At 55.4% G+C, this 13,472-nt stretch carries 13 protein-coding genes; 12 read left to right on the top strand and 1 reads right to left on the bottom strand.

Going from position 1 to position 13,472, the window contains the following annotated elements; genetic code table 11:
- Window positions 1-9 precede the first annotated feature (9 nt).
- The 11 genes from NSQ46_RS21285 (at window position 10) to NSQ46_RS21235 (ending at window position 10,966) form a co-directional block, all read left to right on the top strand.
- Window positions 10-1,545 carry a TCP-1/cpn60 chaperonin family protein gene (locus NSQ46_RS21285; protein ID WP_028404341.1) on the top strand — a complete coding sequence of 512 codons (1,536 nt, stop codon included), beginning with the start codon at window positions 10-12 and terminating at the stop codon, window positions 1,543-1,545.
- A gap of 157 nt (window positions 1,546-1,702) precedes the next feature.
- On the top strand, window positions 1,703-2,266 hold the full coding sequence (grpE, locus tag NSQ46_RS21280) for a nucleotide exchange factor GrpE (RefSeq protein ID WP_167324101.1): 564 nt from the start codon (window positions 1,703-1,705) through the stop codon (window positions 2,264-2,266).
- Between the two features lie 89 nt (window positions 2,267-2,355).
- Entirely contained in the window at window positions 2,356-4,194 is a 1,839-nt protein-coding gene (gene dnaK, locus NSQ46_RS21275; protein ID WP_007129389.1) for a molecular chaperone DnaK, read from the top strand.
- Between the two features lie 94 nt (window positions 4,195-4,288).
- Window positions 4,289-5,407, top strand: coding sequence for a molecular chaperone DnaJ (gene dnaJ, locus NSQ46_RS21270; RefSeq protein WP_007129390.1), 1,119 nt, complete (start codon window positions 4,289-4,291; stop codon window positions 5,405-5,407).
- Between the two features lie 276 nt (window positions 5,408-5,683).
- Complete coding sequence (locus NSQ46_RS21265; protein ID WP_007129391.1) at window positions 5,684-6,055, top strand: hypothetical protein; 372 nt, start codon at window positions 5,684-5,686, stop codon at window positions 6,053-6,055.
- A gap of 57 nt (window positions 6,056-6,112) precedes the next feature.
- Window positions 6,113-6,298, top strand: coding sequence for a YfhD family protein (locus NSQ46_RS21260; RefSeq protein ID WP_007129392.1), 186 nt, complete (start codon window positions 6,113-6,115; stop codon window positions 6,296-6,298).
- Between the two features lie 262 nt (window positions 6,299-6,560).
- Window positions 6,561-7,538 (top strand): 50S ribosomal protein L11 methyltransferase, encoded by a 978-nt coding sequence (gene prmA, locus NSQ46_RS21255; protein ID WP_210095252.1) that lies wholly within the window; start codon window positions 6,561-6,563, stop codon window positions 7,536-7,538.
- 2 nt (window positions 7,539-7,540) lie between these two features.
- On the top strand, window positions 7,541-8,224 hold the full coding sequence (locus tag NSQ46_RS21250) for a site-2 protease family protein (RefSeq protein WP_210095253.1): 684 nt from the start codon (window positions 7,541-7,543) through the stop codon (window positions 8,222-8,224).
- An 83-nt stretch (window positions 8,225-8,307) separates the two neighbouring features.
- Complete coding sequence (locus NSQ46_RS21245; RefSeq protein ID WP_007129395.1) at window positions 8,308-9,078, top strand: RsmE family RNA methyltransferase; 771 nt, start codon at window positions 8,308-8,310, stop codon at window positions 9,076-9,078.
- A 2-nt stretch (window positions 9,079-9,080) separates the two neighbouring features.
- A complete protein-coding gene (gene mtaB / locus NSQ46_RS21240; protein WP_144866985.1) occupies window positions 9,081-10,424 on the top strand; it encodes a tRNA (N(6)-L-threonylcarbamoyladenosine(37)-C(2))-methylthiotransferase MtaB in 1,344 nt (447 codons plus the stop codon).
- 86 nt (window positions 10,425-10,510) lie between these two features.
- A complete protein-coding gene (locus tag NSQ46_RS21235) occupies window positions 10,511-10,966 on the top strand; it encodes an NUDIX domain-containing protein (RefSeq protein WP_007129397.1) in 456 nt (151 codons plus the stop codon).
- Here NSQ46_RS21235 and NSQ46_RS21230 read toward each other — a convergent pair.
- Window positions 10,956-11,930, bottom strand: coding sequence for a Na/Pi symporter (locus NSQ46_RS21230; protein ID WP_028404336.1), 975 nt, complete (start codon window positions 11,928-11,930; stop codon window positions 10,956-10,958). The two genes, NSQ46_RS21235 and NSQ46_RS21230, sit on opposite strands and share 11 nt — an antisense overlap.
- A gap of 119 nt (window positions 11,931-12,049) precedes the next feature.
- Here NSQ46_RS21230 and NSQ46_RS21225 point away from each other — a divergent pair, with 119 nt between their 5' ends.
- Window positions 12,050-13,423 (top strand): class I SAM-dependent rRNA methyltransferase, encoded by a 1,374-nt coding sequence (locus NSQ46_RS21225; RefSeq protein WP_342574592.1) that lies wholly within the window; start codon window positions 12,050-12,052, stop codon window positions 13,421-13,423.
- Window positions 13,424-13,472 lie beyond the last annotated feature (49 nt).

Here is a 13,472-nt window from a genome sequence, read left to right as displayed (position 1 = left end):
GCGAGCCTTATGAGCCAAGGACAACACAGCCATGTGGACGGCGATGAACGCTATTCAACGCTGCTGAACAACAGCAATGCCGTCCGGGCCGTCACATCCGCTGTGGAAGGGACGCTCGGGCCCAAGGGGCTCGATGTAATGCTTGTCGGCCCGCGCGGCGAAGTGGTCATTACGAACGACGGCGTGACGATATTGGACAAAATGGACGTAAGCCACCCGGCGGCCCGCCTGTTGATCCAGGTGGCCCGCGCGCAGCAGGAGAAGATCGGGGACGGCACCACGACGGCTACCATTCTTGCAGGGGCACTGGTTCAGGAAGGCGTCTCGCGCATTATCCGCGGCGTGCCGGCTTCCAAGGTTGTGGAAGGAATGCGCCAGGGGATCGATCGGGCGCTTGAACTGCTGTCCGGCCGCGTCCGTGTCATTGAAGGGTTGGACGACCCGCTTCTGGAACGCACGGTCTATGTAGCCGGGCGTGAGCGAAAGGATATCGTTGCGCTCGTTATGGAAGCGGCCCGCAAGGCCGGCATGCAGCGCCTTCATGATCCTTCTTATTCGCTTGCGGACAGTATAATTGCGCTGGAGAATGCCGACAATGAGGTGTTCGAAGGTGTCTTGCTTCGGCAGAAGCCGATCTTTACCCGCGACTACCTTCAGTACAGCGATGCGAAGGTGCTCGTGCTGCTGGATGCGCTTGAGCCTGACGAGCTGGATGAAGAAGTGCTGACAACCGAAGCGGGCTTCGCGCAGTATATGGATCTGCGGAATCGGTTCGCTGCCGATCTGGAGCGCTTGTCCGCATTGTCGGTGAAGCTGATCCTGCTGGAGAAAGGCATTCATCCTGATGCGGAGCAGTTCTGCCTCGATCACGGAATCATGGTCGTACCGCGCGTATCCCGCGCGGATTTGAAGCGAGTCTGTGACATGACGGGGGCGACACCTATACGCCGAAAGGCGTTACATAAAGATTCGGAGCAGCTTGCTGCTCTTCTCGGTGACAGCCCGCGCGTCTCTTATGATGAAACGATCGGCAAAATCAGGCTGGCCAGCGGCCGCAGGGAACGGATCGTGACGGTGATCGTAGGCGCGAGCACCTCCGAAGTGGTCGGCGAGTCCGCCAGAATAGCAGGTGATGCGGCTTCCGCCCTGCAGGCCGCCATTACCGGCGGCGTGCTTCCGGGCGGCGGAACGAGCGAGCTTGCCGTTTCCTATGCGCTCGAGCGGATCCGCGAGGCGCAGAAGGGGATGGAAGCGTTCGGATTCGAAGCCGTGTCTGCGGCGCTGCGCAAGCCGATGTCGCAGATCCTGCTGAATGCGGGCTACAACCCGCTGGAGAAGATGGAGGAGGTGCGTGCCGCGCAAATCCGTTCGGGCTCCGATTCCATGGGGCTTGACTGTGACACCGGCACCGTCGTCGACTATGAGGAGCTGGGGGTGCTGGATCCCGCGCCGGTGAAGCTTCACGGCCTGCGGGCTGCGGGAGAAGTGGCGGCGGCCGTCCTCCGGATTCATCATGTGATCAAAATGAAAGAAATCAACGAATAGGCATCTTAGAATCAGGGACCGGATGACCAGATACGATGGGAACACAGCCCGCGGGCATGCAACAGCAGGCTTACAATATGAAGGAGGTGGACGCGTCTTGAATAAAGAGCAGAAGGATGCCGTTCAAGATACAGTAACTGAAGAGATGGAACACAATATGGAGGAAACCCCGAGCACGGAGGAAGAGGTTGTTAACGAGGAGGCCGTTGCCGGCGCCGAGCAGGAGGGCGCTCCTGCGGATCAGCCAGAGGAAGGCGAGAGCGATGCCCATGCGGCCGAGATTGCGAAGCTTCAGGCTGAAGTTGCTGAGCATCAGCAGCGTGCGCTGCGTGCACAAGCGGATTTTGATAACTTCCGCAGACGTACGCAGAAGGAGAAGGAGGAGCTGGCGAAGTATGCTTCGTCGAAGCTCATTGTCGAGCTGCTGCCTGTTATCGACAACTTCGAGCGCGCCTTTCAGGCTGCCGAGGGCAGTCCGGAGTTCGAATCGTTCTCCAAGGGAATCAGCATGATTTTCCGTCAGCTGGAATCCGTTCTCGAAAATGAAGGCTTGAAGGCGATGAACAGCGTAGGCGAGCCGTTCAATCCCGAGTATCATCAGGCCATCATGCAGGTGGAGAGCGATGAGCATGAGGAAGGCATCGTTGTCGAGGAAGTGCAGAAGGGCTACATGCTGAAAGATAAAGTGCTTAGACCTGCTATGGTTAAAGTGAGCATGTAAGCGGCCACTCGCTTGGCCGTTTATCATATATAGCAAGCTTGTGAATCTCATACGGATTTCGTGTGAATAAATAAGGGAGGATTTTTTTCATGAGTAAAGTTATTGGTATTGACCTTGGAACCACAAACTCCTGCGTCGCTGTTATGGAGGGCGGGGAGGCTGTCGTTATTCCTAACCCGGAAGGCGGACGTACGACCCCTTCGGTCGTAGGCTTTAAAAAGGACGGGGAGCGCATTGTCGGCGACACGGCTAAGCGCCAAGCGATCACGAACCCGGACCGCACGATCATTTCGATCAAGCGTCATATGGGTACCAACCATAAAGAAACGATTGACGGCAAAGAGTATACGCCGCAAGAAATTTCCGCGATCATTCTGCAAAAGCTGAAATCCGACGCGGAAGCTTACCTGGGCCAACCCGTAACCCAAGCGGTTATCACGGTTCCTGCATACTTTAATGACAGCCAGCGTCAAGCAACCAAGGACGCAGGCAAGATTGCCGGTCTTGAAGTGCTTCGTATCGTTAACGAGCCGACAGCTGCAGCTTTGGCGTACGGTATGGAAAAAGCGGAAGATCAAACGATCCTCGTGTATGACCTCGGGGGCGGTACGTTCGACGTTTCCATCCTGGAACTCGGCGACGGCTTCTTCGAAGTAAAGGCAACCAGCGGTGACAACCAGCTGGGCGGCGACGACTTTGACCAAGTCATCATCGACTATCTGGTGGCTGAATTCAAGAAAGAGCAGGGCATCGATTTGAGCAAAGACAAAGCGGCGGTTCAACGTCTGAAGGACGCTGCGGAAAAAGCGAAAAAGGAACTGTCCGGCGTACTGACAACAACGATCTCCCTGCCGTTCATCACGGTTGCTGACGGCGTGCCTCAGCACCTTGAAATCAACCTGACCCGCGCTAAATTCGAGGAATTGTCCGCGGATCTCGTAGAGCGTACGCTTGGACCGACTCGCCAAGCACTGAGCGATGCCGGCCTGACGGCGAACGATATCGACAAGGTCGTTCTTGTCGGCGGCTCCACACGGATTCCGGCCGTACAGGAAGCCATCAAGAGACTGACCGGCAAAGAGCCGCACAAAGGCGTTAACCCGGACGAGGTCGTAGCCCTCGGCGCTGCTGTCCAAGCAGGCGTATTGACCGGCGACGTGAAAGACGTCGTTCTGCTTGACGTAACTCCGCTGTCCCTCGGTATCGAAACGGCTGGCGGCGTATTTACGAAAATGATCGAACGCAACACGACGATCCCGACAAGCAAATCCCAAATTTTCTCCACGTATGCCGACAACCAGCCTAGCGTTGAAATTCACGTCCTGCAGGGCGAGCGCGAAATGGCGGCTGGCAACAAGACGCTTGGACGCTTCATGCTGGGAGATATCCCTCCGGCACCTCGCGGCGTGCCGCAAATCGAAGTTACGTTCGATATCGATGCGAACGGTATCGTTAACGTTTCGGCAACCGACAAGGGAACCGGCAAGAGCCAGAAAATCACCATCACTTCTTCCAGCGGCCTGAGCGACGAGGAAGTCGAAAAAATGATGAAGGATGCCGAGCTTCACGCAGAGGAAGATCGGAAGCGCAAAGAGCTTGTTGAGGCTCGCAACAATGCCGACCAGCTCGTATACACAACCGAGAAGACCATTAAGGACCTCGGCGACAAAGTCGACGCTTCGGAAGTGGAGAAGGCGAACGAAGCGAAAGACAAGGTGAAGAAGGCGCTGGAATCCGACAATCTGGAGGAGATCAAAGCCGCTACCGAGGAGCTGACCCAAGTGGTGCAGCAGCTGTCCGTGAAGCTGTATGAGCAAGCCGCACAAGCGCAGCAAGGCGCTGAAGGCGGAGATGCCGGCACTGCGAACAAGGATAACGTCGTAGACGCTGACTACGAGGTTGTTGACGAAGACAAAAACAAAGGTTAATCTGAATAGATTGCATGGGAAGGTCAAAGCTGCGCATCTTCGCACTTTGACTTTCCTTTTGCCCTAGGAATCAAGAAGAGATGGGGGTGAAACCGTGGCTGATAAGCGTGATTATTATGAGGTACTAGGTGTCGGCAAGCAGGCATCGGAGGATGAGATCAAGAAGGCGTACCGGAAGCTCGCGCGCCAATATCATCCCGATGTCAACAAAGCGGCTGACGCGGAAGCCAAATTCAAGGAAGTGAAAGAGGCTTACGATGTATTGAGCGATAGTCAAAAGCGTGCGAGATACGACCAATATGGTCATATTGATCCGAACCAGGGAATGGGCGGAGGCGGTTTCTCCGGTGACTTCGGCGGTTTTGGAGATATATTCGATATGTTCTTCGGCGGCAATGGACGCCGTGATCCGAATGCGCCTCAGCGGGGGAACGATTTGCAGTACACGATGACGGTGGAGTTCAAGGAAGCGGTATTCGGCAAGGAAACGGATATTACGATTCCTAGAACAGAGACATGCGATACCTGTCACGGTTCAGGAGCGAAGCCGGGGACTAAGCCGCATACCTGCTCCGTCTGCCACGGAACGGGGCAGCAGGAGGTCGTGCAGAATACGCCGTTCGGCCGCATGGTCAATCGGCGCGCCTGCTCGAACTGTAACGGAACCGGGAAAATCATCAAGGATCGCTGCGGCACCTGCGCCGGAAGCGGCAAGGTCAAGAAGCAGCGCAAAATTCATGTCCGCATTCCGGCGGGTGTGGATGACGGGGCCCAGCTTCGGATGACCGGCGAGGGCGAAGGCGGTCTGCGCGGCGGCCCGGCGGGCGACTTGTACATCGTCATTCGCGTGAAGCCGCATGATTTCTTCGAGCGCGAGGGCGACGACATCTATTGCGAAGTGCCGCTGACGTTTGCCCAAGCAGCCCTTGGCGATGAGATCGAGATCCCGACCTTGACGGAGAAAGTCCGGCTGAAGATTCCGGCAGGAACGCAAACCGGAACCTTCTTCCGCCTGAAAGGCAAAGGGGTCCCTCGCCTGCGCGGCATGGGACAGGGCGACCAGCACGTCAAGGTGGTCGTTGTTACCCCAAGCAAACTGAGCGAGGAGCAGAAGGAGCTGCTGCGTCAATTCGCGTCGCTTGAAGGCGAAGAGACCCATGAGCAGGAGCAATCCTTTTTTGACCGTGTAAAAAAAGCCTTTCGCGGCGACTAATGATCATTAGGGAGCCGGCTTAGAGGGCTACTATCCTCTTCGCTTCGGTACTACCGTATCGAAACGCTAGCAGCAGAGCAAGTAATAAGAAACCGTCCTTTTTGGAGTGGAGGCATGAGGCCCCTGCTCGAAAAAGGGCGGTTTTTTTGTGCTCTCCTCCCTTCATCACCATGCGCTGTCCTCAAAAGGAATAAAAGGGGCGGGCGCGAAGCAACCTAGGGAAGGTTCGTTCCGGAAGCAGCGGATAGTATCTAAACGAAATGCAGGTGAAACCATATGGCTGAAAAAAATATTTTGGCTTATTTCAAAAGCCCGGAGGAAGCTCAGCATGCCCAGCGCAAGCTGCAGTCGCTCCGCGTTGCCGATATGTCGATCGACCGCTTCAGCGCCTATCCGGGCGGGGAGCTGAATGGCCCGATGCACCCTTTGACAGGGGATATTACGAGCTTGACCTCGATGACGCAGAATTCGGCGCTGTCGAACAGGTCTGCGGGCATCCTTGGCGCGGCTGATCCTTCCGCCAGCGGGATGAGCGATGGGGGGCAGGACGGAACGCAAGGACGGGATATATTGCTAACCGTCGTTCTCGACGAAGGCATCTTTGACCAGGCGATGCGTCTGATTGAGGAGTCCGGCGGGATGGTGTGAGCCGAAGCGTACAAGGTGTAAGGCAAAGAACAACACGTGACAAGGAGAGATGCGCGTATGATGAGACGTGTGAAGAAGGGCAAAATCGCCAGTAAGACGGAAAAAATGATCGCGCTGCAATCCGCCAAAAATGAGGATGTGGAGTTTTCGGCGATGGCAGCCGATCTTGACGATGTGGAGGCGCTTCGCCGAAGCGAAGCCGCAGACGAGCGCCAGCTTAAGAAGATCCTAGAAGAAGAATAATCGGCAAACTTGCAGCTCGGGTACAATATTTTCTTCAAGTGCTGCCGAGGATGCCGATTCGCCAAGAAAGCCAAAGCCCTCTCCCGTTGCTTAGCAAAGCGAGCGGCAGGAAGGGCTTTTTTTTCATGATCACAACAAAAGGACTTATGAATGATCAGGGACCGCTATCTCCCGAGGCAACATTTTATCCACAAATTTTGTATAGAGCGTCCTCAATATAGTACAATGATAGTTATGTACGAATGAGGAGGAACAACTGTATATGCTATGGCGTGAATTAACGATACATACCACGGAGGAAGCCGTGGAGATGATTTCCAACTTCCTGCATGAAGCGGGAGCCGGGGGCGTTTCTATTGAGGAATCCGCCGCAACGAAGAGAAAACGGGACACTTCGTTTGGACAATGGTTCGATGAGATCGTCCCTTTTAACGATATTCCGGAAGGGTGCGCCGTCATTAAAGGCTATTTTGACGAGACCGTAATGCTGGAAGAGATCCAAGGGCTTATCGCCCCCCGGGTAGAAGAACTGAAGGAATTCGGAATAGATACAGGCGATGTGCGTTATGAGATGAAGACGGTCAACGAGGAAGAGTGGGCTACCGCCTGGAAGCAGTATTTCAAGCCGATCCGGGTGTCGGAGCGCTTGACGATTAAACCGACATGGGAGTCCTATTCTCCCGAATCTCCGGAAGAGCGCATTATCGAGCTGGACCCGGGCATGGCATTTGGGACCGGCACGCATCCGACGACAACCTTGTGCCTGCGCACGCTCGAGAAGGTGATTACAGGCGGCGAAGAGGTCGTTGACGTCGGCACCGGCTCCGGGATCTTGTCGATCGGGGCTGCTTATTTGGGGGCCTCCCGCATTCTTGCGCTGGATTTGGATCCGGTGGCTGTATCCAGCGCCACGGAGAACGTCCGCCTGAATGGCTTGGAGGACCGGATCACCATCAAGGAAAGCGATCTGCTCTCTGTCCTGACAGACAGCTCATCGAAGGACGAGCTCGGTGTGGAGCTGCCGGTCCAGGTGGTCGTTGCCAACATTCTGGCTGAGGTCATCCTGCTGTTTATCAATGATGTCTACAAGGCCTTGAAGCCGGGCGGCATCTATATCGCTTCAGGGATCTTCAAGAACAAGGAAGAGATCGTCGGGAAGGCGCTTGTTGAAGCCGGCTTTGAGATCGCGGATATCAACCGCGAAGACGACTGGGTTGCTTTCGTAGCGAGGAAGAACTGATTATGGATTTCTTGGATCAGCTGCTGTATTTCCCGTTGGAGCAACTCCCGTTCTATTTGATTGCGTTAATGATCGCCTTTACCGTGCATGAATTTTCTCATGCTTATTTCGCGAATAAATTCGGTGACCCTACCGCTAAGCTGCTGGGCCGGGTAACGCTGAATCCCGCGGTGCACTTTGATTTTCTGGGCATCGTCCTGCTGCTGATTGCCGGATTCGGCTGGGCAAGACCCGTTCCGGTCAACCGGGAGAACTTCAGCCATCCGCGGCGGATGAGCATCATCGTGGCCGCCGTCGGTCCGCTCAGCAACCTCCTTCTGGGCATTGTCGGTGCGCTGATTTACGCGGTGCTTTATATATCCGGCGTGATCGATCCGATCGGCATTACGCGGACGGATCAGGCGATTCATATTTTTTTCAATGTGTTCATCCAGCTGAATTTCTTCTTATGCCTGTTCAATCTGATTCCGCTGCCTCCGCTTGACGGATATCGGATCGTCGAGAATGTGCTGCCGCCTCGGATCAGCGCCAAGATTCAGCGGTTCGAGCAGTGGTCGATCCTCATATTTCTGCTCATTATCGTGCTGCCAATGCTGCAGAAGTATACCATTGCGCCCCTTTATCTCGGGGCTCGTGCCTTATCCATCGACGTTCTGAATATATTCATTACATTGTTCGGAGGTTAATTCCTCTTACAATGCTCTGGTCAGTTGCCATGAAAAGTTGTATCATGATGTTTGGCGATTTTGCAGTTAGGTGAGGATAGAAGATGCAGCGATATTTTGTGACTCCTGCACAGTTTGCGGGAGACCGGGTGGAAATTACGGGCGATGACGCCCGCCATATTACAAAGGTTATGAGGGGCAAGCTTGGCGACAAGTTCATCGTCAGCGACGGTGAGTCGCGAGAGGCCCTGGTCGGGATCGAAGAAATGGACGGGGCCTGTGTGCATGCCGCCGTTATCGAGGAACTGGAGATGAAGAACGAGCCGCGTCTGGCCGTAACCATTGCCCAGAGTCTTCCCAAAGGCGACAAAATGGAAACCGTCATCCAAAAGTGCACGGAGATCGGCGCCGCTTCCTTCGTCCCCTTCCTATCGGAGAGAACGATCGTTCAATACGATGCCAAGAAGGAAGGGAAGCGGCTTGCGCGTTGGCGCAAGATCGCTAAAGAAGCAGCCGAGCAGGCGCATCGCAACCGGATTCCTTCCGTGGAGCAGCCGCTTTCGTGGAAACAATTGCTTGCAACGTTTACGGCCTACGATGCGGTATACTTTTGCTACGAGAAAGAGGAGGGCTCCCAGATCGGGGATGCCTTAAAGCCTTTTGTAGAACGGGCCCTGCAGGAGCCGCTTTCCCGGGCCAGCCTGCTTTTGGTGGTTGGACCGGAGGGCGGCTTTACCGAGGAGGAATCCCGTGCGGCCGAGGCGGCAGGGGCTGTTTCCGTCGGATTGGGCCGCAGAATTCTTCGCTGCGAGACGGCCGGCATGGCTGCGCTTGTCTGCGCATTATATGAATCTGGAGAAATGGGGGGAGTTTGAATATGCCATCCGTAGCGTTTTATACGTTGGGTTGCAAAGTCAATTTTTACGATACCGAAGCCATTTGGCAATACTTTAAAAACGAAGGCTACGAGCAGGTGGATTTCGAACAAACCGCTGACGTTTATTTGATTAACACCTGCCATGTTACGAATACCGGGGATAAGAAGAGCCGGCAAATGATCCGGCGTGCGGTTCGCCGCAATCCCGAGGCGATTGTTGCCGTAACGGGCTGTTATGCCCAAACCTCGCCCGCTGAAATTCTGGATATTCCGGGCGTGGATCTTGTCATCGGCAACCAGGACCGTGACAAAATTATGGATTTCATTCATGATATCGAAAAAACGCGCCAGCCGATCAATGCCGTGCGCAATATTATGAAGACGAGAGTATTTGAAGAAATGGACGTGCCGGATTTTGCCGAGCGTACGCGTGCATTTCTGAAGATTCAGGACGGGTGCAACAACTTCTGCACATTCTGCATTATCCCTTGGTCCCGCGGGCTTTCCCGCAGCCGTGATCCGAAGAGCATTATCAAGCAGGCGCACCAGCTGGTGGATGCAGGCTACAAGGAGATTGTCCTGACAGGAATTCATACTGGCGGATACGGCGACGATCTGGAGAATTACCGGTTGTCCGACCTGCTCTGGGATCTGGACCGGGTGGACGGCCTGGAACGCATCCGGATCAGCTCGATTGAAGCGAGCCAGATTGATGACAAGATGCTGGATGTGCTGAACCGTTCCAGCAAAATGTGCCGGCACCTGCATATTCCGCTTCAGGCGGGCGATGATACGGTGCTGAAGCGCATGCGCCGCAAATACACGACAGAAGAATTCTATAACAAGATGGGACTGATCCGTCAGGCGATGCCGGATGTCGGCATTACGACCGACGTCATTGTCGGCTTCCCTGGTGAAACCGATGAGATGTTCCGTAACGGATACGACCTGATGAAGGCGATCCAGTTCTCGGAAATGCATGTGTTCCCATATTCCAAGCGAACGGGCACGCCGGCAGCGCGGATGGAGGATCAGGTGGACGAAGAGGTGAAGAACGCCCGCGTACACGATCTGATCGACCTTTCGGAGCAGCTGCAGCTTGCTTATGCCGAGCGTTTCGTCGGCCAGGTGCTTGAAGTGATTCCTGAACGCGAGTACAAAGGCGCGCCAAATGGCGGTAAAATGCAGGGATACAGCGACAACTACTTGCAGCTTGTATTTGATGGAACGCCTGACCTCGAAGGGAAAATGTGCCGCGTGAAGCTGACGAAGGCCGGCGTGAACGAATGCGAGGGCGAGCTTGTCAGCGTCATGGAGAGCGAGCTTAAGGCTGCCGCCCAATAATTCCAATAGCCGCTATATCAGACAAGGATTTCATTTCCAGCTATCGGGAAGTGGAATCCTTGTTGTACATGAAGGAGGAAAGGGACATGGCACGAACGAAATTTTCTGCAGGCGGCGTCGTGTACCGTTATCATGCGGGAGCGCTGCAAATCCAGCTCATTTTGGATCGCTACGGGAAACATTCGCTTCCCAAAGGCAAGATGGAAGCCGGCGAAACGATCGAAGAGACCGCTCTCCGTGAAATCAGAGAGGAGACGGGAATTGTCGGCTCCATTACCTCCCCAGTGGACATTATCGCTTATAAATATCATCATCCCGTATATGGACAAGTCAATAAAGAGGTTCATTATTATCTGGTTAAGGCGGAAGGCGGCAGCCTCAAGCCGCAAATCGAGGAAATCAACGGAGTCGATTGGTATGAACCGCTTGCCGCGTGGAGGAAACAGCGCAGCAACGGGTATAACAATAATGATATTATCCTGCGCAAGGCGCTGAAGCTGCTGAACGTTCCTATTCCACCGGAGGAGGATATCACGTTTTAGATTGCCGCCTGGTCCAGAACGGCAGGTAGCATAAAGGCAGTGCAAGAAGCGAGCTGAGGACGTTGAATAAGGTCTGGGCATGCGCGATTTGTCCGGCAGGGTCCACCGCAAGCCAGCCGGAAACGGCGGTCAGCCAGCCGATGAACGGCGCGAACAGAAGCGCCCCGCCGATATTCAGCCCCATATGGGACCATGCGACAAAACGGCCGGCGGGCGTGCTGCCCATTGCAGCGATTAAAGCGGTGACGCAGGTGCCGACATTGGCGCCGAGCACGATGGCAACGCCGATCTCAGGCGGAAGCGAGCCGCCGACGGCCAGACCCATCGCCATTGCGATTACAGCCGCGCTGCTGTGCATGAGCGCAGACAGAATAGCGCCGGCAAGAATACCCCAAAAAACGCTGCGCGAGGCATGGTCAAGAAACCATTGAAACAGGCCCAGCTCCTGCAGGGTAGGCCCGATGGATTGCATGAATTGGATACCGAGCAGCACCAGCGCAAAGCCGGTCACGGCAAGGCATAAATATTGGCCCCGGACAAGCGACATCTGCAATTTATCATGGCCGGAAGGAACGCGCTGGCTGAACAGCACAGCCCCTACCCATAGCATGAGCGACAGCACGAGCAGCGGCATGGCGGCCCGTCCGATTTGAAGGCTGATGAGCTCGGTTGTCACCGTCGTCCCGATATTGGTGCCGAGTATGATCCCGAGGGTTCCGGCGTAGCTTAATAATCCGGCATTCGCAAATCCGATCGCAAGCACCGTAACCGCCGTGCTGCTCTGAAGGAGAGCCGTGACGGCTGTGCTGGCAGCCATGCCTTTAACGGGCGTAGAGGTCGCGATGCGAAGCCACTTGTGCAGCAGCGGCCCGGCCCAGCGTGAAAGCGCGGCTTCCATCACCTTCATGCCGAACAGGAACAGAACGAGGCCGTAGCAGATGGGAAACCAGAGTGAGGATAGCATGCGATTCTCCTTTTTTTCGAATTGGGGATCGAGGTTTTTGTTAATACGTATATGACCCCGGGCGGACATGCATGCCAATGAATTGCCGCCAGGGATATCACATAAGGAGTGAACTACTAGTGCCATCGGTTATTTTGGAGCGCAGTCGAAAGAAAAGATTGGAGCAGGGACATCCCTGGGTATACAAGAGTGAGATTGCCTCCGTCACGGGCGATCCTGCCCCGGGCGATTTGGTTTCGGTGCTGAATCATCAGGAGCGGTTTTTGGCGGCCGGCTATTATAACCCGCAATCGCAAATTACGGTGCGGATCGTGTCGCATCAGCCGATCGAACGGATGGACGAGGATTTCTTCGCCGCCCGGTTTGAGGAATGCAAAAGACACAGGGAACGGTTTATCGAGGGCGAGAATGCCTACCGTCTCGTTTATGGCGAAGCCGACTTTCTCCCTGGGCTGATCGTTGACCGCTTTGCGGACGTGCTGGTCGTGCAGCTGTTAACCTTGGGCATGGACAAGCGCCGCGACGAGATCGTCGGCGCGCTTGTCCGGGTCATGCAGCCGAGAGGAATTTATGAGCGCAGCGATGTGTCCGTCCGCGAGCTTGAGGGGCTGGAGCAGCGCAAGGGTCCGCTGTATGGAGACTGTCCCCGTCACGTCGTCGTTACGGAGAACGGGCTGTCGATCAAGGTGGATACCTGGGAAGGGCAGAAGACCGGCTATTTCTTCGACCAGCGTGAAAACCGGGCTTCGATCAAGCCGCTGATGACCGGCTGGGGCATTCGCAGCGGCATTTCGCTTCAAACGATCGAGGAGAACGGAGAGACCAAGACCGTGCCGGTTAACAAGAGCGGGAAGGCGGTCAGCTTCCCGTATTGGGACGGCGCGACGGTGCTGGAGTGCTTTTCCCATACCGGGAGCTTCACCCTTCATGCCTGTAAGTATGGCGCCAAGAAAGTGACCTGCCTGGATATCTCGGAGCATGCGATTGAGAGCGCGAGGGAAAACGTCGAGCTCAACGGGTTCCAGGACCGGGTGGAATTCGTGGTGGATGACGCCTTCCAATACCTGCGCAATCAGGTAAAGGGAGTCGAGGAGCGGCAGCAGCGCGCCCAGGCGGACCAGAAGGTGGACACGTCCAAGCCGCTAACGGCAGGTGGGGGACGGACCTTTGATGTGGTTATTCTCGATCCGCCGGCCTTTGCCAAAACGAAATCAGCGGTCAAGGGAGCCTGCCGGGGTTATAAGGACATTAACCTGCACGGCATGAAGCTGGTTAACGAGGGCGGTTATCTGGTGACGGCAAGCTGCTCGTATCATATGCGTCCGGATCTGTTCCTGGAGACGATCCAGGAAGCGGCCAGGGATGCCGGCAAGGTGCTGCGGCTGGTGGAGTGGCGCGCCGCGGGCAAGGATCATCCGCAAATTCTGGGCGTCGATGAGGGACACTATCTGAAATTTGCGGTATTTGAAGTGCGGAGCAAGACGAATCTGTAGGTGATCTTGACATAGAGGAACCGGGGCCTGTTTTAGCGCAGTGAGGAGC

This window comes from Paenibacillus sp. FSL M8-0142 (genome assembly GCF_038597315.1).
GTDB classification, from domain to species: domain Bacteria; phylum Bacillota; class Bacilli; order Paenibacillales; family Paenibacillaceae; genus Paenibacillus_AQ; species Paenibacillus_AQ lactis.
This window is presented reverse-complemented; position numbering and strand designations above follow the sequence as displayed.